Genomic DNA, 20,135 nt, shown 5'->3' with positions numbered 1-20,135 from the left:
TTTCTGCCGCATAAAAAACATGACTATTATTGTCAATATATTCACCGCCAATAATCATGAATAAAATTATCATGTTTACGCGAGGCCGCAAAGAGTTGCTGATTTGCAACGAAACAGCCACCTCGGGCGTTCTATCGGCACCACCATTAGAATTGGCTGTTTTACTTGATGCTGTTTAGAATTGTTTCACTCACGTCTGCGCTTGTTTGGCTCATGGCCGCGGCCCTCCCGCAAACCGGTCCGATCCCGGAGCAGAAACCGGTTAGGGAGCAGCAACCCGCCCAAACGCCGCCGGTCCCGATGGAGAAGCCGCCAGCTCCCTTGGATAAGTCAGCAGTTCCTGCCGACAAGCCGGACATCCCGGCTCCAACACCGGCGACCGGAGAAATGCAGGGACCGCCTCGCCCGTCTCCGACAATCGCCCCGGAATCGGACGAGGAGCACCAGGCCTGTCTGAAGGAGCTGACCGCCATCGGCGCGATCTTCAAAGAGATCCCCCGCATCGATGACGGCGATGGCTGCGGCATCGACAAGCCCATCGCCCTCACCTCGCCGCTGCCTGAGATAGAACTCAAACCCGAGGGTAAGATGCGTTGCGAAACCGCGCTGGCGCTGGCGCAATGGATGAAAGGAAGCGTCATCCCCTCCACCGCCGCCTTGGAGAATGGCAAGATCGTCACGATCAACCAGGCATCAACCTACATCTGCCGCCTGCGCAACAATGCATCCACGGGAAAGATCTCGGAGCATGCTCGCGGCAACGCTATCGATGTCGCAAGCTTTACCTTCGAGAACGGCAACACCATCGGCATCGAGCCCAGACGCGAAGACCCGACCCTGACAGGCGCATTCCAACGCGCGGCAAGCGCCTCAGCTTGCCTCTATTTCACGACCGTCCTCGATCCTGAAAGCGACGCTGCCCACGAGACCCATTTCCATCTGGACGTGCTCGAAAGGAATGGCGGCTTCCGATACTGCCATTAGAGCATTTCCGGGAAAAGTGCGCAGCGGTTTTCCGTCCGGAATGCGCAAGAAAACAACAAGATAGAGCGTTTTCGCAGCTCAAAGAAAAGCGGAAATGCCCTAGACATGAGAGTTTGAGAACCAGACATCCCGGTAGATCGCGACTGCCGTCTCATCCGGCTCCCGATCGCGTCTCAGCCAGACCGAACGGATGGTCCAGGCGGCGCCGACGCTGGGGACCATACTGCATTGGGCCGGATCGGACGCGCCGATGCAGGGGATGAAAAAAGCGGGCATCAGAGCTCTGACAGCATATCTCTCATCCGCGCGCTTGATCAGAACAGCAAGGCCTATCCTGTCATTGGCCTGCCACGGCATGATGATCCGGCCACCGGGCAGCAGCGCCTGAAGCCACGAGAGCGGCGGCGCCACGACGCCGGCATTGACATAGATCACGTCGGCAGGCGGCAGTTCGAGCATAGTCGCATCGCCGCAGAGGACCGAAACATCCTCGAAGGTGGCGAGATTTTCGCGTGTCCGGTTCGCCAAAGCCTCATCGATTTCGATCGCGTGGACATGGCCGCCCGGTGCGACGAGCGTCGACAAAAGCGCGGTATAGTATCCAGTACCAGTCCCGACATGAATGACCGTCTCGCCGGGCATCGGGGCGACCACGCCCAGAAAGGCGGCATGAAGAAACGGCTCGCCATTGTTGATACCCTTCGCTTTGTCCAGCGCAACGAGCACATTCTGGTAAAGAAAAGCAGGATCGTCATTCGGCGTTTCGAGATAGTGCCGGTTGACCACGATCTGCCACGGCCCCGGTCCCATGAAAGCTTCGCGCCTGACGGCATTGAAGGCGCGCTCCAGCCGTTCGTCCCTGGAGTTTGCGGCAGCCGCCATCATCCTCGCATGGAAAGCGCGTATCTTGTCCAGACTGGCTCGCTTGCCTGCGGTCACGACCGACCTCCATCGTCACATGCGACGATATCAATGCATCGTGTCGATCTTGCCGGCAATTTTCGCAGCGTCAATACGGCGGGTGGCCGATAGTGACGTTGAATCAGAATCAGAACTTAAAACAATCCTTCGATGTAGCCTTGATCATTGAGGAAAATCCGTTCCGCTGCCGGTGATTTGGGAAGACCGGGCATGGTCATGATCTCGCCGGTGATGGCGACGACGAAGCCGGCACCAGCCGACAACCGCACCTCGCGAACCGACACTATATGGCCTTCCGGCGCGCCGCGAATGTTCGGATCGGTCGAGAAGGAGTATTGGGTTTTCGCCATGCAGACCGGCAGATGGCCATATCCCTGGTCCTCCCAGGAGCGCAACTGGTCGCGCACGGCCTTGTCGGCGGTGACTTCGCCGGCATGATAGATCCTCGAGGCGACGGCCTCGATTTTCTCGAGCAGGGAAAGATTGTCGGGATAGAGCGGATGAAACTTCGCCATGCCGGATTCGGCAAGTTCGACGACCTTATGTGCGAGATCGACGATCCCGGCCGAACCTTCGGCCCAATGGCGGCACAGGATGGCTTCTGCTCCGAGCCGGGCGACATAGTCCTGCAGCGCTTCGATTTCGGCGTCCGTATCCGAGACGAAATGATTGATGGCCACCACGACAGGCACGCCGAACTTGCGGACATTGGCGACATGCCGGCCGAGATTGGCGCAGCCCTTGACCAGCGCCTCGACATTCTCCTGGCCGAGATCGTCCTTCTTGACGCCGCCGTTCATCTTCAGCGCGCGAACGGTCGCCACGATGACGGCCGCATCCGGCGAAAGCCCTGCCTTGCGGCATTTGATGTCGAAGAATTTCTCCGCGCCGAGATCCGCGCCGAAGCCGGCTTCTGTCACCACGTAATCGGCAAGCTTCAGCGCCGTGCGTGTGGCAATGACCGAGTTGCAGCCATGGGCGATATTGGCGAAGGGGCCGCCATGCACCAGCGCAGGATTGTTTTCCAGCGTCTGCACGAGGTTTGGTTGCATCGCATCCTTCAAGAGCACGGCCATGGCGCCGTCGGCCTTCAAGTCGCGTGCATGGACCGGCGTGCGATCGCGGCGATAACCGATGATGATATCGCCGAGCCGTTTTTCCAGATCCTTGAGATCGGATGCCAGGCAGAGGATCGCCATGACCTCGGAAGCGACGGTGATGTCGAAACCGCCTTCGCGAGGGAAGCCGTTGGAAACGCCGCCAAGGGAGGACACGATATCGCGCAGAGCCCGATCATTCATATCCATCGCGCGGCGCCAGGTGATACGCCGGATATCGATATTCTGCTCGTTGCCCCAATAAATATGGTTGTCGATCAACGCGGCGAGCAGGTTATGGGCCGAGGTGATCGCGTGGAAATCGCCGGTGAAGTGCAGATTGATGTCTTCCATCGGCACGACCTGCGCATAGCCGCCGCCGGCCGCCCCGCCCTTGACGCCGAAGCACGGACCGAGCGACGCCTCGCGTACGCAGACCATCGCCTTCTTGCCGATGCGGTTGAGGCCATCTCCGAGACCGACCGTCGTCGTCGTCTTCCCCTCGCCTGCCGGCGTCGGGTTGATGGCCGTGACAAGAATAAGCTTGCCGTCTTTCCTGCCGGCCTGGGCGGCAATGAAATCGGCGCCGATCTTCGCCTTGTCGTAGCCGTAGGGTGCAAGGTCCCCTGCAGGAATGCCGAGTTTGGCGCCAATTTCGATAATAGGCAGTTTCTTTGCCGCACGCGCGATTTCGATATCGGATGCCACTGTCGCCATTAAACTTGCCCCCAACACACGGTCATTTGCCTGTCGGGATAAACCAATATGTTTACGGTGTGAATAGGAACGGCCGCGTCTCCCCTTGGAAACGAACCGGCTTGTCCCGGGACATCCGGATGCCTATTTTCGGGATCCGATTCCGAAGCGAGAACAAAGGAAAACATATGAAGTCCCTGGAATTGCTGGTCGAGCGCATCATCCTCTCCAGTCGCTGGCTCCTGGTGATCTTCTATCTCGGCCTGGCCGCCTCGCTTGCCGTCTACGCCGTTTCGTTCATTTACAAGTTCTACAAGGTCGCCATCAACGCGCTCGTCTATGACGAAGCCGATATGATCCTGGCTATCCTCGGCCTGATCGACGCCGCCCTGGTAGCAAGCCTGATCGTCATGGTGATGATTTCCGGCTACGAGAATTTTGTCAGCCGCTTCGACGAAGCCGAAGGTCAGGTTTCCTTCCTCGGCAAGCTCGATTCAGGCAGCCTCAAGATCAAGGTCGCGTCTTCGATCGTCGCGATCTCGTCGATCCACCTGCTGCAGATCTTCCTCAATGCCACGCAATATGACAATGCCAAGCTGATGTGGTTCACCATCATCCATCTGGCTTTCGTCGTCTCGGCGCTGCTTCTCGGCTTCCTCGAAAAGATCATGACGAAAGCCAAAAGCAAGGATAGCTGAGAGCAGTTATTTTCTGGGTGGGATGCGGGCCCTTGTGGCGCAAGTCGCAAGCGCTTCATTGTCCCGACAATTGCGCGCCGCCACGAGATCCTCAACGGTCGCTAGCTCCGTCGTCAGATTGAGCGATCTTGCCTCCGTTTGCGACACATTGCGCAATTGGTTTGGTTTCGCCTCAAGCGAGATGTCGAAGAGGCTTTTGTCGACGCCCATTTCGCCTATAGTCTGGATAACCATCTTCCTCAGGTCTGCTGGAAGCCCCACTTTCTCGACGTGAGCAGACATGTCGAATGATCTAGCCTGATGCACGCCAAGCCAGGCCCACTGGCCACAAACACGATTGATGCCACCGGCGAAAAACAGGGTGCATGCGGAGCTGCAGAAAGCGCCACCTGTATAGACTTCACCTTTCCTTGCACCATCTGGTGTGTATACGGCGCACGTTGGATTGGCTACGGGACAGGTACGCCACCGCGTTTGCCCGACGCCGATCGAGAGCTTATGCTTGCGCATAATCCATGCCATCTCCAGCGCTGCGCGGATATTGCCGCCCGGCGAATTCACGACGACAGGCAAGCTGGCGTCCCCAAGAGGGCCAAGAAATTTGCGCAGCTTTGCAGGAGTGTCGTTTTCGATCTTACCTTCGGCGGAAATCCACTCGGGACAACGATCGTCATTTCTGCACCAGGCCATATCGCCGCGCACCAGTACAAATTCCATCGGTTTGTCTGTTGCCGCCCAAACGGGATGAAGGGACACAATCGCAAAGATTGCAGCGATCACGACCATTGGCAGAGAAAAAGCGTTTCTAGGATATCGGAAGAGCAGCATCGGGACGGAACAGCATGGCAGGAACGTGCAAACAAGTGGAATCCGCAATTCTAGCAACAGTCATTTTTCTCCCGCAGAAGCCCGTCCAGCCTCCTGGGAGCTCGAACTGACGGCAACCGGCGAATCGGATCTTGTCTGTTCCACGCAATCGGCGACCAGTTGATGAGAACGACAATCATACAGGGTTACAAGCGCGAGTGCATCCACTGGCTCCGTCGTCAGCTTCAATTTGAGAGCATCCATCTGCGAGATCAGGTGGATGCCGTTCGGGTCAGTCCCGAGCATCAGATCGACAAGCGCGTTGTCGACGCCCATCTTGCCGAGAAATCCCACCAACCTCGCTTTCTGCGCCTTATCGAGCTTGGTCGTATCGTACTTGCCGACGAATTTGCGTCCGATTTCCTTCTTCGAAATGATCTTCCGCTTGCCATCAACCATTTCATATTCGGTACGGTATTGGACACGCACCTCGCTATAGGTGGTCGTGATCTGATGAACGCCCATAAGCGCAAAGGGGCTAAATACCCGCTGGATGCCGCCCGTGAAAAATAACGGGCAGGCCGAAAAGCAGATCGCCCCTGCGGAAAACGGCTCGCCCTTGATCGAGCCGTCCTTAGCGACCGCGGCCGGGCAGATCGGTTCCGAATAAGGGCATGCCCGCGAGCGGGTGCGGCCGACCGCGACCGAGAGCTTCTGCTTCCGGATGGTATGAGCCATTTCCATCGCGGCCTTCACATCGCCGCCGGGTGAACTCACGACGATCGGCAACTTACGATTGCCAAGCTTTTTCAGCAGCTTTTGCAGCTTCCTTGGCGAATCCGCCATGATCTGCCCTTCTGCCGAAATCCAGTCTGGGCAGCTGCTGTCGCCGCGGCATTGCCCCATATCGCCATGGACGAGCCGGAATTGCATCGGCTGGCCACCAGTGACCTCGGCCGCTCCGGCAGACGCGGGCGACAGCACCAGAAGCGAAATGACCGTCAGTAGCCACAGCGCCATTTGACAACACCGCATTGCAAGCTGCGGCAGGAAGCGAAAATTCATGAGATACACGCCTGAGAAAGCGATTGCTTTGGCATGACCGATAGCAACCGCTTTGGGCCTTCGCAAGGCAGGGCTTTGCAGCGCAACATCATTTCAGAAAAGGCAGACCCATTCTCAGCCCGGAAGGCGGTTTTCCACGAACAACAGCCTCAAGCTTTCCAGCGTGAAACTTCATTCGCAGCAGGCGGTTCGAGCAAGCCGTCTATCATACCATATAATCAGACGACCACTCAACCATAAGCATGCAAGAGCGCAGGCATAGAGCCCCTGAAGCATGTCGAAGATTACTGGACGGGTCCGCCAAATCCGCATCGGGCAAGGTCTGAAAATATGAGATTTTTCACCACCGCCATCGCGGGAATATATGACGCCTATCGGCACCGCATTTGCGGATACCGAAGGTAAAAATTTCGCTCTTAGGCGTCTCTTTGGCAAAAAGTCATACAATTCCGCACGTTCGCATATTAAAATATATGAAAATGAATTTATTTCTGGTCCTGTGGTATTTTTGCGTCTAGCATTCACCCATAGATCGGGTATTTGATAACGATAATACGCTGTGGGCGCCTTTACCATATGTCCTATATCATTGCTGCCGAGAGACAATTGCTGCTTTCTGCCGAGTTGGCCGCTGCTCGGACACAGACGGCATTTGCAGAGGCGCTGGAACGCTCGGCAACAGCCTTTGGCTTTAGCCACGTGGCTTTTTTGAACGCGCCGCTCCCGGACGATTCGATGATGACGCCGCTGCTGATCCAGGGCTCCGTGCCGGCCCAGTTCGTGCGCGAATTCGATCGTCAGCAACTGGTTCGGCGTTGCCAGACATTGCTCCGCGTTCGCGATTCGGTGATGCCGCACGCCTGGCATCTGCTGGAAAAAGACAATGAACCAGAGGTTGAGTTGTCGCGTGAGCTGCAGACGCTGCTGATCAACTACAATTGCCCGGCGAACGTCATTGTTCCGATCAATTCCGCCGATGGGCAGCGTCTGATTTTCTGGTTCATGGGCAATCGCAGCAGCCTCAGCCAGAGCGAGCTCAACGAGCTCTCCATGATCATGCTGCAGGCGCTCGATGCCTATAGCTGCCTGAAGCGCAACGATGGCTCGGCACCGCATACGCTTTCTGCCCGCGAACTCGAAGTTGTTCGCTGGACGGCGCAAGGCAAGACGTCAGTGGAGATTGGCCAGATCCTGTCGCTCTCCGACCACACCGTCAACGCCTACATGACGAACGCGATCAAGAAGCTCGATTGCGTTAACCGCACGCAACTCGTCGCGAAAGCCATTCGGCTCAAGTTGATCAGCTAGTCTCTCCGAACTTCGACCGCTTTAGAGCCAAAAGCATGACCGCACGTCCTGACGGACCAACGCGCGCGCAGACATGCGCGCGATCGGCCCGACAATCAGCGACCACCCAGAACCGTACGGATTTCAACGAGATTCGACCGTACCCGCAGGACATGGAAGCCCATCGTGGCAAGATGGCTTGGCATGAAGGAGCTGTCTTCGCTGCCATTGGAGATGATAAGCGGCTGGATCCGTAACGCCGCCCGCAGCATATCGAGAGTGCCGTTCCAGAGCACGCCGACATTGCGCTCGGCGATGACCTGCTGAAAGTCCGCACCGGCAGCACTCAGAATGCCATAGGTGGCGTAAAGCTGGCCGTAGGCGAACCAGAAGCGATCGTCGGCCCGCGTGTCGAACCATCCGTAACTATAGTTCTGAGATCGGTCGGCCAGGATATTGGCCGTGCTGCCGAGGTCGCCCGCGATATGATCGACGAACTGCAGCAAATTGTCGGCGCGACCGTCGAAGATCGTCTTGCAGCTGCTGAGGTCAGTATTGAAGCTGCGAAGATTGGTAATTGCAGCGCGATAGTAGCTCGGCGTCGGCGTCTTCGGCCCGAACGGATGCAGCCCGAAATACCAGCTCGATTCGTCGAATTGCAGATTGCCGCGTGCCTTCTGCAGGTCGCTGTTGATGCCTGATGTCCCGCGCACGCGGCCAATTGTATCGACAAGCTCCGCCGAGGTGCGACGAACAATGGAATTCACACCACGCTGGAAGGAAGCCTTGTTATCGAGAAACGGCGTGTCGTCCCATGAGAGCCCGAAGAAGCCTGCCTTGTAGAGCAGCATCGACGAAATCCAGGCATTCTGGTTGACGTTGAAATCGGTGAGATCAGCTGCAACGTCGACGACAGCCGAGGTCTGGCAGGCCTTGGGCGCGCTGGCCGCAGCCTGCTGCCCGCTCGGCGCCGGCAATTCTTGCCCGGCGGAGAATTTGCGTTCGGAGAACTTGTAGACGTCGGGATAGGCCGTATTGAACCCGCTCCAAACCTGCGTCTGCCAGACGAAATAGACGTAGAGGATCGCAAGCAGGGCCACAAAGGCTGCGATCGGCACCTTGATCACCCAGTTGCGCTGCCGGTACCAGCCATGCGCCGCCAGGAAAGGCCACGCAATCCCGACGAAGACCAGGCCCAGCCACCGCCCGATGGCAGAGGTCATCCGCTTCCAGAGCGCCTTGATCGAGTCGAGCATGGATACGCCTCCTAAACCTCAACGCGCATCCTGTCGACACGCGAAGGACGCACCACACAGAATCCGCGCATCCGCTCTTGCGAAAATCTCTTTCGATTTCCGTGCTCTAGAGCTTTGGCGCTATCCCAGCTCCAGCAAATATGTGTTCTGGAGGAAAACGACAACAGTCTGTACCGCTTTTTCAGCAAGGGATGCCAATCATCCTTCCGGTTGCGCCTCCTCAGAGGCCCCTCCCGGCTCGGCGGCGACGGGCAATGAATGTGGCTCCAACCGCCTGGCGAAGACGAAATCGACATGCGCCTTGCGTGCCGCAAGATCGTGCCCGGCCAGCACATTCGCCTCGAAGGCCTGGATCAGGCTCTCAACGGCCGGGGACCGGCTTGTCGAGGGTGGCAGCGCATCAACTTCCGACGTCAATGCCTTCAGCAGGGCGATGCGTTGCTCGATATCGACGGTGAGTTTTCCCGCCATGGCCCCGACAGCGGCGATCTGCCCATTCAGGACGCCCGCCAACCCCTCATAGATATCGATCAGACGCTGACGCATCGTCCGATCGGATTGCAACTCTCTCTCACGTTTGCGCAGCGCATCCTGCCCGGCCAGCAGGTCCCGATAGTCGTCGTCGAGCTCGAGATGCGTATCGGAATTGCGCGTCGAAGACAGGCTGCGACGCAGATCCGTGACCTGGGTCATGACCACATCGGCTTCGCGCTGCACTTCCTCGATCGCAAAGTCCAGTTTTCGCCGTCGCTCGATCGCCCCGTCCAAATGGCTTTCGCAGTCACGAAAGCATCGCGACAAGGCAGGTCTGGCCTGTTTGAACAGGCGATCGAGGGCCGCCGATGCGCTCAGCGTTGCCTCAATATCGGCGATGATCGCTTCCGGCTTCATCGGGCCGCCCGCCAGTTTCCTGCGAAGCAGACTGGCATCTTGGAGGCCAGCATTTTCGTCGAATAGCCGGCGATGCTGCAAATCTGCATTCGCAGTCATCCGATCCAGCTCCTTCACCAGGGACAGAGCAAGCGATTTCCATCGCTCCAGCGTTTCCACAGTCTCACGGACCAGCGCCTCTTCTACCGGAAAATTGACGACCTCGGCGCCTCCCTCGCCTCTGGCATGCCCCGCAAGCGTCGCCACGGCGGCAGTCGCACTGCCAATAGCGTCGTCAAGCGTCGTCTGCGCCTTGTCGAGTGTGCCGTCGAAGGAATGAGGTACAGCCATGAACGCATCTCTCCCCTGCCTATCAGGGTGAGACTAGCTGCTTACGGACGACATGAAAATGCCCGACCGCATTATTGCGCGGCGGCGGGATTCCGCAAATAGGCGATCAGATTGTCGAGGTCCCTGTCGCTCTTCAAACCGGGGAAAGTCATCCTGATCCCCTTCACCAGGGCCTGAGGCCCCGGCAGGTATTTGCGTAGCAACACCTCATCCCAGACCTTGCCGTCAGCCCCAAAGGCTTTCATCGCCGGCGAGTAGTTGTAATCCGGCAGGCTCGCGACCGGGCGGCCGATGATATCAATCAGCGATGGCCCGACACGGTTCTCATGGGCGGTCGCCGTATGGCAGGCCGCGCATTTCCTGAAAACGGCAGCGCCCGCGACCGCATCTCCATCCGCAAGCACCTGAGAAGCCGAAGCGAGCAGGACGATCATCAAGGTCAGACAGAGCAGCTTCATCACGCCTCCCAGTTCCTCATGCTGTTTGCTTGATCCCGACAGTGGCGCGAAGAGACCGCAGTTGCATCGCGCGTCGTAGAAGACATCGAGCCTCACTCGCCCGATATCGCTTCTTCCCAATGGCGGCGGCAGAGCGAGACATATTTGTCGCTGCCGCCGATCTCGATCTGCGCGCCCTCGCGCACGACCTCACCTGCTGCATCCAACCGCACGACCATGGTCGCCTTCCGGCCGCAATGGCAGATCGTGCGCACTTCCCGCAGCTCGTCGGCAATCGTCAGCAGTTCCTGCGAGCCCGGAAACAGCCTTCCATGAAAGTCCGTTCGCAGCCCGTAAGCCATGACCGGGAGGCCAAGCCGGTCGACGATATGAGCAAGTTGCCACACCTGCTCCCGCGAGAGGAATTGCGCCTCGTCGACGAAGACGCAATTCAGCGGCTCGCTCGCATGCAACTCCTCGACCATGGAATACAGATTGTCGCGGGTGTCGAAGGGTATGGCGTCCATCGTCAGGCCGATGCGCGAGGCAATCTTGCCGCGGCCGGCCCGATCGTCGAGGGCGGCGATGAAGGCGGCCGTGCGCATGCCGCGCTCCTGATAGTTATAGGCCGCCTGCAGCAACATCGTCGACTTGCCGGCATTCATCGTCGAGTAGTGGAAATAGAGCTTGGCCATGACATTCTCCTTGAATGCTTCATGGGTTCTGCGAGCCGATAAGAAAAGATATGCTTAAAGAAAACCACAGGATTCGGAAGCCGTTCGCCGTCGCGCCCAAAGCCCTGGCAGTGCTCGCACAGAAAAATGCCGGCGTCGCAATCAGCCCCCTCAAACCGGCGCAAATACACTGTGGTCGCTTGAAAATGTCAGTTATTGATGGTTGCTTGGGAACGTTACACTGGGAGTCACGCAATGATAAAAATGACCCTTACCGCAGTCGCTTTCGCTTCAGCTCTTTCGGCCCTGACACTGACCTCCACTGCTGCTTCCGCAGCCGAGCAGGCAAGCTGTGGCACCGTGCATTTCGCCGATGTCGGCTGGACCGATATCACCTCCACCACGGCGACGGCCTCCGTCCTCCTGAAGGCGCTGGGCTACGACACCGACGTCAAGGTGCTTGCCGTGCCGGTGACCTATCAGTCCCTCAAAAATAAGGACATCGACGTCTTCCTCGGCAACTGGATGCCGTCCATGGCCGAGAACATCAAGCCATTCGCCGAAGACAAGTCGGTCGAAACCGTTCGCCCCAACCTCGAGGGCGCGAAATACACGCTGGCAACCAACCAAAAGGGCGCCGCGCTCGGCATCAAGGACTTCAAGGATATCGCTGCCCATAAGGACGACCTCGACGGCAAGATCTACGGCATCGAGCCGGGCAACGACGGTAACCGTCTGATCATCGACATGGTCGACAAGAACACCTTCGGCCTCAAGGGCTTCGAAGTCGTCGAATCCTCCGAACAGGGCATGCTGGCGCAGGTTTCCCGCGCCGACAAGGAAGGCAAGCCGATCATCTTCCTCGGCTGGGCTCCGCACCCGATGAACACGACCTACAAGATGACCTACCTGTCCGGCGGCGATGACGTATTCGGTCCGAACTACGGCGGCGCGACGGTCTATACCAACGTGCGGGCCGGCTACCTGCAGCAGTGCCCGAATGTCGGCGCCTTCGTCAAGAATCTCGTCTTCTCGCTGCCGATGGAAAACGAAATCATGGGCAAGATCCTGAATGACGGCAAGGATCCGGAAGTGGCCGCCAAGGAATGGCTGAAGGCCAATTCGGCGGCGGTTACGCCCTGGCTCGCCGGCGTCACCACCAAGGATGGCGGCGACAGCCTGGCGGCGGTCAAGTCCAAGCTTGGCCTGTAAAACCGGCAGATCGAGGGGCGGCAAAACCGCCCCTTTCTCTTCCGCAAACGGATTGTTTCCTTCGCGTCCCGCCATCCCAAGGGCAATGCTCCATGTGGCGTGACAGACCGTTATTCTTCGGCGGCAACTTCCGGACCATAAGATAACATCGGAACAGCCGCCCCCAATCGTGGGCAAAGACGTGAACTGGTTAACCGACTACCGCCTCCCTATCGGGCCTTGGGCCAAAGCAGCTGTAGATTGGCTGACGACGAACTTCATATGGTTCTTCGACGGCCTCGCATTCGTTGTCTCCCATGGGATCAATGGGCTGTTGTTCCTCTTGCAGGCACCGCATCCGTTGATCGTCGTCGCCGTCTTCGCCGCTATCGCCTATTGGATGCGTCGAAGCGTTTCAATCGCCGCACTTACCCTCGTCGGCTTTCTCGTCACCATCAACCAGGGCTACTGGAAAGAGACGACCGAGACGCTTGCGCTGGTTCTGGCCTCGACTTTCGTCTGTATGCTCGTCGGCGTACCCCTCGGCATCGCAGCTGCACGGCGACCTTGGCTGTATGCTATCATGCGGCCGATCCTCGACCTGATGCAAACGATCCCGACCTTCGTCTATCTCGTGCCAGCGATGATCTTGCTTGGTCTTGGCATGGTGCCTGGTCTCGTCGCGACAGTCGTCTTTGCCATTCCAGCTGCAATCCGAATGACCCGTCTCGGCATCATCTCGACACCCCCCTCCCTCGTCGAGGCAGCCGAAGCTTTCGGTGCAACGCAGCGGCAGGTATTGCGTAAGATCGAACTACCCTTCGCGGCACCGCAGATCATGGCCGGCCTGACCCAAACTATCATGCTGTCACTCTCGATGGTGTCCATTGCAGCGCTCGTGGGTGCGCCAGGTCTAGGGGTGCCTGTTTTGCGCGGGCTGCAAAGCGTTAATGTCGGCAAAAGCTTCGATTCCGGCTCCTGTATCGTGATTCTGGCGATCGTTCTCGACCGTATGTTCCGTGCCCCCGGCGAAGGAGATCGCTCATGACCGTCGCTGTCGGCTTCAATAATGTCAGCATCATCTTTGGCGATCGTCCTAACGCCGCACTGAAACTCGTCGACGAAGGCAAGTCGCGCGACGACATCGGCAAATCCACAGGCATGGTGCTTGGCGTCGCCAACGCTTCGCTGGAGATCGAGGAAGGTGAAATCCTCGTGCTGATGGGCCTCTCCGGCTCCGGCAAATCGACGCTGCTGCGCGCCGTCAACGGCCTTGCGCCTGTCGTGCGCGGCGACGTCGTCGTCAATACCAAGAACGGCCCGGTCAATCCTTATTCCTGCAATCCGAAGACGCTGCGCGATCTGCGCATGCACACGGTGTCCATGGTGTTCCAGCAGTTTGCGCTGCTGCCGTGGCGCACCGTGGCCGACAATGTGGGCTTCGGCCTGGAACTTGCCGGCGTTCCGGAAGCCGAACGCAAGAAGCGGGTCGATGAACAGCTGCAACTCGTCAATCTCACGCAATGGGCCAATCGCAAGGTCAACGAGCTTTCTGGCGGCATGCAACAGCGTGTCGGCCTGGCGCGCGCCTTTGCGACCGGCGCGCCGATCCTGCTCATGGACGAGCCGTTCTCCGCGCTCGACCCGCTGATCCGCACGCGTCTCCAGGACGAACTGCTGGAATTCCAGCGCCGGCTGAAGCGCACAATCCTGTTCGTCAGTCACGACCTGGACGAGGCCTTCCGCATCGGCAACCGCATCGCCATCATGGAAAGCGGCCACATCATCCAGTGCGGCACGCCGCAGGAGATCGTCAAAAACCCGGCCGATCAATACGTGGCCGATTTCGTGCAACACATGAACCCCATCAGCATGCTGACCGCACAGGACGTGATGCAGCAAGGGATTGGACATTCGGCTAATGCCGGCTCCGTAACCGCTACGGCAACGGCCGCAACGCCGCTTGTCGATATCCTCGATGCGCTCACACGCCAGCCGGGAAACATCGGCGTGGTTGACAACGGTACGATTATCGGAACGATCTCGGCGCAAGATGTCGTGACTGGCCTCACCAGCCACCGGCGCAGGGAGTAGTCGTTCGCGACTGCTCCTCAATTCATGGAGCAGTTAATGAGCGATAAACCATCGGTAATCCGGGAAACGGATGAGGACGCGCGCAAGCTGGCGCGCGATCTCATGCACATGGCTGCACACGCAGCCTTGGCGGTCATCGACCCGGATACCGGTTTCCCTTACGTCAGCCGCGTTCTGACTGCCATGGATTCGGACGGCGCTCCGGTCATTCTCGTCTCCGGCCTCTCAGCACATACCAAAGCGTTGATGAAGGATCCGCGCGCCTCGATGCTGTTCGGCGAACCGGGCAAGGGTGACCCCCTCGCCCATCCTCGCCTGACCGTTCGATGCAGCGCAGAACGCGTTGATCGGCAAGGCGATGCACATCAACACATTCGCGGACCGTTCCTCGAACGTCACCCGAAATCCAAACTCTATATCGACTTTCCGGACTTCAGCTTCTTTCGGCTTGTTCCCCTCGATGCCAGCCTCAACGGCGGCTTCGGCCGAGCCTACATTCTGTCCTCGCAGGACCTCATGATTCTTTAAGCTGAAAACAATTTCCCGCAGCAGTAAGACCATACAATAGTGCGAGAATTAGTAACCGGACAGCCAGAGGTGGCAGCGACCATTATTGGTATGTTTTCACCCGGCAGCCCTAAAAATCGGCATATTTATGGTCCGGAAATGATTATAAACGACCTATTTTGGGTAAATTAGTGTCCTAAAAAGGTTCTTCGGCGCTCTTGGCGCCGCTGCTCAGCGCTCATACATACATGTCTAAAATAGCATACCCGATACCTTAAATTTAGGTATATACAATCTTCGTCCGGTATTGGTATTGTTCGATATCGGTTTCATACCGGCTTGGAAATAGCACAATTTCTGATGTGCGCTCCGCATTGGGAAGATCAAAACATGAAGACAAGAAATTTGGCCGAGCATTCCAATGTTGCGGCAGCATTATTATCGGCAATGGCGAATCCAAAGCGCCTTTTGATCCTTTGCAGCCTCGTTAAAGGCGAAGTTCCTGTTGGCGTTTTGGCCAATCAGGTAGGCTTGAGCCAGTCTGCGCTTTCTCAGCACCTTTCTAAGCTGCGCGCTCAGAAGCTGGTGAAGACGCGTCGCGATGCTCAGACGATTTACTACTCCAGCACTTCGGAATCGGTCATTCGAGTTCTCGAAACGCTGGAAGATATTTATTGCGAACCTGAAAAAAGTAGATCGGCTGCTTAAGAGTTGAAATAGACTCCAGGTTTGCCGGCGAACGATCCTACGGGTGCACTTTATCCCTGAAGATCGACTTGCTTTCATCACCACAAATTTGACTGCTCCGGCCGACAAATCTCAGATTTGCCGGCCTTTTCCTTTTGATATGTGCTTTGGCATCGACTGGTGTAGCTCCAGGAAAAATGCGGCGCCCTTCCCCGTCCGAAATGCGCGAGGAAGCACAAAGATCCAACGTTTTCGTGATCCAATGAAAGCGGAAACACGCAGGCGACAGCCGGCTCGGCGCCGAGATCAGTCCCCCGCTCCCATCTTCATGTAGGTGCACCTTTCGAGCGCCCCTCCCTTCAATGCCATCTTTGCCTTGACGCCAAAAGGCCGGCTGATAATTTGACCAAGCAGTAAATATAATCGCGCGGCGCAGCGTCGCGGACGGGAAATGGCCCCCGAATGGCTATTGGAGAACAGCATGTCGGACCGTTTGAATGCCACCCCCAACGATTTGCGCGCCTTTTGGATGCCGTTTACGGCAAACCGCCAGTTCAAGAAGGAGCCCAGGCTCTTCGTGGGCGCCAAGGATATGTACTACACCACCCATGACGGTCGTCAGGTGCTGGATGGAACTGCGGGACTGTGGTGCGTGAACGCAGGACACTGCCGACCGAAGATCACCGAAGCTATCGCCCAGCAGGCCGGCGAGCTCGACTACGCTCCCGCCTTTCAGCTTGGCCACCCGAAGGCGTTCGAGCTGGCCAACCGGCTGGTCGATATCGCCCCTGAAGGGCTCGATCACGTCCTCTATACGAATTCTGGCTCGGAGTCGGTCGAGACGGCCCTTAAGATCGCGCTTGCCTATCACCGTGTTAAGGGCAACGGCTCGCGCTTCCGTCTCATCGGCCGCGAACGCGGCTATCACGGTGTCAATTTCGGCGGCATCTCCGTCGGCGGCATTGTCACGAACCGCAAGATGTTCGGCACGCTGCTGACGGGCGTCGATCACATGCCGCACACGCATCTTCCCGGCAAGAATGCCTTTACCCGCGGCGAGCCCGAGCATGGCGGCGACATCGCCAGCGAGTTGGAGCGTATCGTCACGCTGCATGATGCCTCGACCATCGCTGCGGTCATCGTCGAGCCGGTTGCCGGTTCCACCGGCGTTCTCATCCCGCCGAAGGGTTATCTGCAGAAGCTGCGCGAAATCTGCACCAAGCACGGCATCCTGTTGATCTTCGACGAAGTCATCACTGGCTTCGGCCGCCTCGGCACCCCCTTTGCCGCCCAATATTACGATGTGAAGCCTGATATGATCACCACGGCCAAGGGCCTGACCAACGGTGTCATCCCGATGGGTGCGGTCTTCGTCACCTCGGAAATCCATGACGCCTTCATGCAGGGACCCGAGCACATGATCGAGTTCTTCCACGGCTACACCTATTCCGGCAACCCGATCGCATCGGCCGCAGCGCTTGCGACGCTCGACACCTACAAGGAAGAAGGCCTGCTCACCCGCGCAGCCGAGCTTTCCGATTACTGGGCCGACGCTTTGCACTCCCTCAAGGATTGCCCGAACGTCATCGACATCCGAAACACCGGCCTGATCGGGGCCATCGAGCTCGACCCGATCGCCGGCGAACCCACCAAGCGCGCCTTCACGGCCTTCCTGAAGGCCTACGAGAAGGGCCTCCTGATCCGCACCACCGGCGACATCATCGCCCTCTCGCCGCCGCTGATCATCGAGAAGCATCACATCGACGAGCTGTTCGGCAAGCTTCGCGAGATCTTGCAGAATAATATCTAAGGCATAAGCTCGAACACATCTGCGCCCCTCATGCCTTCTTTTGCACAGCAAAGGAGCCGGCATGAGGGGCGATCCATATGCGAGGGATGAACATGACCACCAAACTCGAACGCTATATCGACCAGGGCGTCGGCCGGGAGCCTGCGGACATCGTTTTGAAGAACGGCCGCTTCTTCGATCTGGTGACGGGCGAGCTGGTGGTGTCGGATATCGCCATCTGCGGCGATCGAATTGTCGGCACCTATGGCACCTATCACGGTTGTGAAGAGATCGACATCTCCGGCCGCATCGTCGTGCCCGGCTTCATCGACACTCACCTGCATATCGAATCCTCGCTGGTAACGCCGCATGAATTCGATCGCTGCGTCCTGCCGTATGGCGTCACGACCGTGATCTGCGATCCGCATGAGATCGCCAATGTGCTGGGCACGGAAGGCATCCAGTACTTTCTGGATTCCTCCCTCGAGACCATCATGGATATCCGCGTCCAGCTCTCCTCCTGCGTGCCGGCGACACATCTGGAAACCTCCGGCGCCGACCTGCCGATCGAAACGCTGCTGCCCTTCCGCGATCATCCGAAAGTCATCGGCCTTGCCGAATTCATGAATTTCCCCGGCGTGGTCCATAAGGACCCCGTCTGCATGGCGAAGTTGGAAGCCTTCCAGGGCGGCCATATCGATGGCCACGCCCCCTTGCTGCGCGGCAACGACCTCAACGGCTATCTCGCCGCCGGTATCCGCACGGAGCATGAATCGACAACGGCAGAAGAGGCACTGGAGAAGATCCGCAAGGGCATGCATGTGTTGGTACGCGAAGGCTCTGTTTCAAAGGACCTGCACGCGCTGATGCCCATCATCACCGAGCGCCTGTCGCCGTATCTCGCGCTCTGTACCGACGACCGCAATCCGCTCGATATCGCCGAACAGGGCCATCTCGACTACATGATCCGCACAGCGATCGCGCACGGTGTCGAGCCGCTCGCGATCTATCGCGCCGCCTCCATCTCCGCTGCCCGCGCCTTCGGCCTGCGCGACCGCGGCCTGGTGGCTCCCGGCTGGCGCGCCGATCTTGTCGTCATCGACAGCCTCGAGAATTGCAAGGCAGAGATGGTCTTCTCGGCTGGGCGCCGCGTCACGACTGAACTCTTCGCCACCCGCAAGCCTGTCGCTCCGGTCGGCCTCGACAGCGTCAAGGCTCGCCCGATCAACGCCGCGGCATTCGGCGTACCCGCCACGGAAGGCGAAAGTTCCGTCATCGGCGTCATGCCCGGCAAGATCATCACCGAACACCGCCGTTATCGCCTGCCGACCAAGGGCAATCAGACCGATATCGATCTCGGCAACGATGTCATCAAGGTCGCCGTCATCGAGCGACATGGCAAGAACGGCAATCACGCCAATGGCTTCGTCCAGGGCTTTGGTTTGAAGAAAGGTGCGATCGCCTCAACCGTCGGGCATGACAGCCACAATATCTGCGTCGTCGGCGTCAACGAAGACGATATGGCACTGGCCGCCAATCGCCTGAGCGACATCAACGGCGGCTTCGTGGTCGTCGAAAACGGCAAGGTCACCGGCGAAATCGCCCTGCCCATCGCCGGCCTGATGAGCCTTGAGCCTTATGAAAGCGTGCGCGACACACTGCATCATCTGCGGCAGGCGGCCTACGCACTCGGCGCGACGCTGGAAGAGCCTTTCCTGCAACTGGCCTTCCTGCCCCTACCCGTCATCCCGCACCTGAAGATATCGGACAAAGGCCTTGTCGATGTCGACAAGTTCATGCTGATCGGCTGACGGCAGCCGGCGCCTATCCATCCTTGTTTCGCCCCCGAGCCCGTCCTATCCTGTATGCTTTCGTGGCTCGGGAGCCGCAAGGAGGGAATGATGCGCAATCTCGCTCATGTAACGAGTCGGCGATTGCTTGCGCTGCTGTTGAGCGCGCCCCTTCTCGCTTCTGAGGTACAGGCTTTCACGCCGGGCGATGTTTACACCAGCGTGTGCGTCGTCACCGGCCAAGGCCCGGAGAATCGGACCAAGGGCTTTGCCGATTGTCTGGATAAGGTCCTTCCCCGCGTTTCCGGCAACTCGCGATTGGCCGACGGCCCTGTCCTCCAGGCCGCTCGAGAGCATGCGGCTGAATACATAGAGGAATTCTCCTACCACGACAGGCTCGCAGGCCGACCTGTCCATGACGAGCAGGGAACTCATGATCGGCCCTTCGACCTGACATGCCGTTTTCGCAAGCAACGCATCGACGATCTGCTTGACAAGCTTGGAACCCGCCCGTGGCTCGCAAAGCGCCCAATACTTGAAATCGTGCTGGACGTCCGTCGTGGCGACACGAGCTATCGGGTGACGGCCGAGGCCAGTCGCGATTTGGCCATGCGGCAATCCTTCGCCGTAGCGTCCGATCTCAGCGGCATTGACGTGGTTTTTCCTTCCGAAGGAAATTTCAGCGCAGGTTCGACGACCGGCGCCACTCCCCTAAGAGGCGAGTTGGATTGGAACGAGACCGCTCTAGGCTGGGTCGCGACATGGACGCTAAACGATCGGCATAACGGCGTTACACCGCATGACGTGACATGGCAGGTTCAGGGTGTCGGCTTCGACGATGCATTCCGCGCAGCCCTCAGGGGCGCCGCGCAGATTCTATCGGGAAATGGCGAACCCATCGGTACCCTGGCCACCGTCAGAAAATAGGTTCGGC

At 58.4% G+C, this 20,135-nt stretch carries 19 protein-coding genes; 11 read left to right on the top strand and 8 right to left on the bottom strand.

Features of this window, described 5'->3' with window-relative positions; translation table 11 throughout:
• Positions 1–168: 168 nt before the first annotated feature.
• The gene (locus tag GGD46_RS07475; RefSeq protein ID WP_184703089.1) at positions 169–984 is read left to right on the top strand and encodes an extensin family protein; all 816 of its coding nucleotides are present in this window, start codon (positions 169–171) and stop codon (positions 982–984) included.
• A 99-nt stretch (positions 985–1,083) separates the two neighbouring features.
• On the opposite strand, the gene GGD46_RS07470 is transcribed toward GGD46_RS07475, so the two are convergent.
• Both GGD46_RS07470 and GGD46_RS07465 read right to left on the bottom strand, forming a co-directional pair.
• On the bottom strand, positions 1,084–1,923 hold the full coding sequence (locus GGD46_RS07470; RefSeq protein ID WP_313206288.1) for a methyltransferase domain-containing protein: 840 nt from the start codon (positions 1,921–1,923) through the stop codon (positions 1,084–1,086).
• A gap of 116 nt (positions 1,924–2,039) precedes the next feature.
• Positions 2,040–3,719 carry a formate--tetrahydrofolate ligase gene (locus GGD46_RS07465; RefSeq protein WP_184703088.1) on the bottom strand — a complete coding sequence of 560 codons (1,680 nt, stop codon included), beginning with the start codon at positions 3,717–3,719 and terminating at the stop codon, positions 2,040–2,042.
• Positions 3,720–3,886: 167 nt separating this feature from the next.
• Here GGD46_RS07465 and GGD46_RS07460 point away from each other — a divergent pair, with 167 nt between their 5' ends.
• The gene (locus GGD46_RS07460; RefSeq protein WP_184703087.1) at positions 3,887–4,396 is read left to right on the top strand and encodes a TIGR00645 family protein; all 510 of its coding nucleotides are present in this window, start codon (positions 3,887–3,889) and stop codon (positions 4,394–4,396) included.
• A gap of 6 nt (positions 4,397–4,402) precedes the next feature.
• Here the strand turns inward: GGD46_RS07460 and GGD46_RS07455 are convergent, their stop codons facing one another.
• Complete coding sequence (locus GGD46_RS07455; protein WP_184703086.1) at positions 4,403–5,113, bottom strand: hypothetical protein; 711 nt, start codon at positions 5,111–5,113, stop codon at positions 4,403–4,405.
• Positions 5,114–5,284: 171 nt separating this feature from the next.
• A complete protein-coding gene (locus GGD46_RS07450; protein ID WP_246806226.1) occupies positions 5,285–6,223 on the bottom strand; it encodes a hypothetical protein in 939 nt (312 codons plus the stop codon).
• 621 nt (positions 6,224–6,844) lie between these two features.
• Between GGD46_RS07450 and GGD46_RS07445 the strand changes: the two genes are divergently transcribed.
• A complete protein-coding gene (locus tag GGD46_RS07445; RefSeq protein ID WP_184703084.1) occupies positions 6,845–7,576 on the top strand; it encodes a LuxR family transcriptional regulator in 732 nt (243 codons plus the stop codon).
• A 95-nt stretch (positions 7,577–7,671) separates the two neighbouring features.
• Here GGD46_RS07445 and GGD46_RS07440 read toward each other — a convergent pair whose 3' ends face one another.
• The 4 genes from GGD46_RS07440 to GGD46_RS07425 form a co-directional block, all read right to left on the bottom strand.
• Entirely contained in the window at positions 7,672–8,811 is a 1,140-nt protein-coding gene (locus GGD46_RS07440; protein WP_184703083.1) for a DUF2333 family protein, read from the bottom strand.
• 198 nt (positions 8,812–9,009) lie between these two features.
• Positions 9,010–10,032, bottom strand: coding sequence for a hypothetical protein (locus tag GGD46_RS07435; protein WP_184703082.1), 1,023 nt, complete (start codon positions 10,030–10,032; stop codon positions 9,010–9,012).
• A gap of 71 nt (positions 10,033–10,103) precedes the next feature.
• Positions 10,104–10,490 (bottom strand): cytochrome c family protein, encoded by a 387-nt coding sequence (locus GGD46_RS07430; RefSeq protein ID WP_184703081.1) that lies wholly within the window; start codon positions 10,488–10,490, stop codon positions 10,104–10,106.
• A gap of 92 nt (positions 10,491–10,582) precedes the next feature.
• A complete protein-coding gene (locus tag GGD46_RS07425; protein ID WP_184703080.1) occupies positions 10,583–11,164 on the bottom strand; it encodes a thymidine kinase in 582 nt (193 codons plus the stop codon).
• Positions 11,165–11,398: 234 nt separating this feature from the next.
• On the opposite strand from GGD46_RS07425, the gene GGD46_RS07420 reads away from it, so the two are divergent.
• The 8 genes from GGD46_RS07420 (at position 11,399) to GGD46_RS07385 (ending at position 20,128) form a co-directional block, all read left to right on the top strand.
• Positions 11,399–12,355, top strand: a complete 957-nt coding sequence (locus GGD46_RS07420; protein WP_184703079.1) for a choline ABC transporter substrate-binding protein — start codon at positions 11,399–11,401, stop codon at positions 12,353–12,355.
• A 181-nt stretch (positions 12,356–12,536) separates the two neighbouring features.
• Positions 12,537–13,382, top strand: coding sequence for a choline ABC transporter permease subunit (choW, locus tag GGD46_RS07415; protein WP_184703078.1), 846 nt, complete (start codon positions 12,537–12,539; stop codon positions 13,380–13,382).
• The gene (gene choV, locus GGD46_RS07410; protein ID WP_184703077.1) at positions 13,379–14,428 is read left to right on the top strand and encodes a choline ABC transporter ATP-binding protein; all 1,050 of its coding nucleotides are present in this window, start codon (positions 13,379–13,381) and stop codon (positions 14,426–14,428) included. Before choW ends, choV begins: the two co-directional genes overlap by 4 nt.
• A gap of 36 nt (positions 14,429–14,464) precedes the next feature.
• Positions 14,465–14,956 carry a HugZ family protein gene (locus GGD46_RS07405; protein WP_184703076.1) on the top strand — a complete coding sequence of 164 codons (492 nt, stop codon included), beginning with the start codon at positions 14,465–14,467 and terminating at the stop codon, positions 14,954–14,956.
• Positions 14,957–15,325: 369 nt separating this feature from the next.
• Positions 15,326–15,643 (top strand): ArsR/SmtB family transcription factor, encoded by a 318-nt coding sequence (locus GGD46_RS07400; protein ID WP_004116664.1) that lies wholly within the window; start codon positions 15,326–15,328, stop codon positions 15,641–15,643.
• A gap of 460 nt (positions 15,644–16,103) precedes the next feature.
• On the top strand, positions 16,104–17,432 hold the full coding sequence (locus tag GGD46_RS07395; protein ID WP_184703075.1) for an aspartate aminotransferase family protein: 1,329 nt from the start codon (positions 16,104–16,106) through the stop codon (positions 17,430–17,432).
• A 92-nt stretch (positions 17,433–17,524) separates the two neighbouring features.
• Complete coding sequence (gene ade, locus GGD46_RS07390) at positions 17,525–19,222, top strand: adenine deaminase (protein WP_184703074.1); 1,698 nt, start codon at positions 17,525–17,527, stop codon at positions 19,220–19,222.
• A gap of 90 nt (positions 19,223–19,312) precedes the next feature.
• Entirely contained in the window at positions 19,313–20,128 is an 816-nt protein-coding gene (locus tag GGD46_RS07385) for a DUF2066 domain-containing protein (protein ID WP_184703073.1), read from the top strand.
• Positions 20,129–20,135: the final 7 nt, after the last annotated feature.

Origin of the sequence: Martinezella lusitana (assembly GCF_014207095.1) — a bacterium.
In the GTDB taxonomy this organism is placed as follows: Bacteria; Pseudomonadota; Alphaproteobacteria; order Rhizobiales; family Rhizobiaceae; genus Rhizobium; species Rhizobium lusitanum_B.
This window is presented reverse-complemented; position numbering and strand designations above follow the sequence as displayed.

Excerpts from the sequence above, each read along its gene's own strand:
- GGD46_RS07475 (WP_184703089.1), top strand. The coding sequence starts at position 169 with ATGCTGTTTAGAATTGTTTCACTCACGTCTGCGCTTGTTTGGCTCATG.
- GGD46_RS07465 (WP_184703088.1), bottom strand. The coding sequence starts at position 3,719 with ATGGCGACAGTGGCATCCGATATCGAAATCGCGCGTGCGGCAAAGAAA.
- GGD46_RS07460 (WP_184703087.1), top strand. The coding sequence starts at position 3,887 with ATGAAGTCCCTGGAATTGCTGGTCGAGCGCATCATCCTCTCCAGTCGC.
- GGD46_RS07455 (WP_184703086.1), bottom strand. The coding sequence starts at position 5,113 with ATGGAATTTGTACTGGTGCGCGGCGATATGGCCTGGTGCAGAAATGAC.
- GGD46_RS07450 (WP_246806226.1), bottom strand. The coding sequence starts at position 6,223 with ATGGCGCTGTGGCTACTGACGGTCATTTCGCTTCTGGTGCTGTCGCCC.
- GGD46_RS07445 (WP_184703084.1), top strand. The coding sequence starts at position 6,845 with ATGTCCTATATCATTGCTGCCGAGAGACAATTGCTGCTTTCTGCCGAG.
- GGD46_RS07440 (WP_184703083.1), bottom strand. The coding sequence starts at position 8,811 with ATGCTCGACTCGATCAAGGCGCTCTGGAAGCGGATGACCTCTGCCATC.
- GGD46_RS07435 (WP_184703082.1), bottom strand. The coding sequence starts at position 10,032 with ATGGCTGTACCTCATTCCTTCGACGGCACACTCGACAAGGCGCAGACG.
- GGD46_RS07430 (WP_184703081.1), bottom strand. The coding sequence starts at position 10,490 with ATGAAGCTGCTCTGTCTGACCTTGATGATCGTCCTGCTCGCTTCGGCT.
- GGD46_RS07425 (WP_184703080.1), bottom strand. The coding sequence starts at position 11,164 with ATGGCCAAGCTCTATTTCCACTACTCGACGATGAATGCCGGCAAGTCG.
- GGD46_RS07420 (WP_184703079.1), top strand. The coding sequence starts at position 11,399 with ATGATAAAAATGACCCTTACCGCAGTCGCTTTCGCTTCAGCTCTTTCG.
- choV (WP_184703077.1), top strand. The coding sequence starts at position 13,379 with ATGACCGTCGCTGTCGGCTTCAATAATGTCAGCATCATCTTTGGCGAT.
- GGD46_RS07405 (WP_184703076.1), top strand. The coding sequence starts at position 14,465 with ATGAGCGATAAACCATCGGTAATCCGGGAAACGGATGAGGACGCGCGC.
- GGD46_RS07400 (WP_004116664.1), top strand. The coding sequence starts at position 15,326 with ATGAAGACAAGAAATTTGGCCGAGCATTCCAATGTTGCGGCAGCATTA.
- GGD46_RS07395 (WP_184703075.1), top strand. The coding sequence starts at position 16,104 with ATGTCGGACCGTTTGAATGCCACCCCCAACGATTTGCGCGCCTTTTGG.
- ade (WP_184703074.1), top strand. The coding sequence starts at position 17,525 with ATGACCACCAAACTCGAACGCTATATCGACCAGGGCGTCGGCCGGGAG.
- GGD46_RS07385 (WP_184703073.1), top strand. The coding sequence starts at position 19,313 with ATGCGCAATCTCGCTCATGTAACGAGTCGGCGATTGCTTGCGCTGCTG.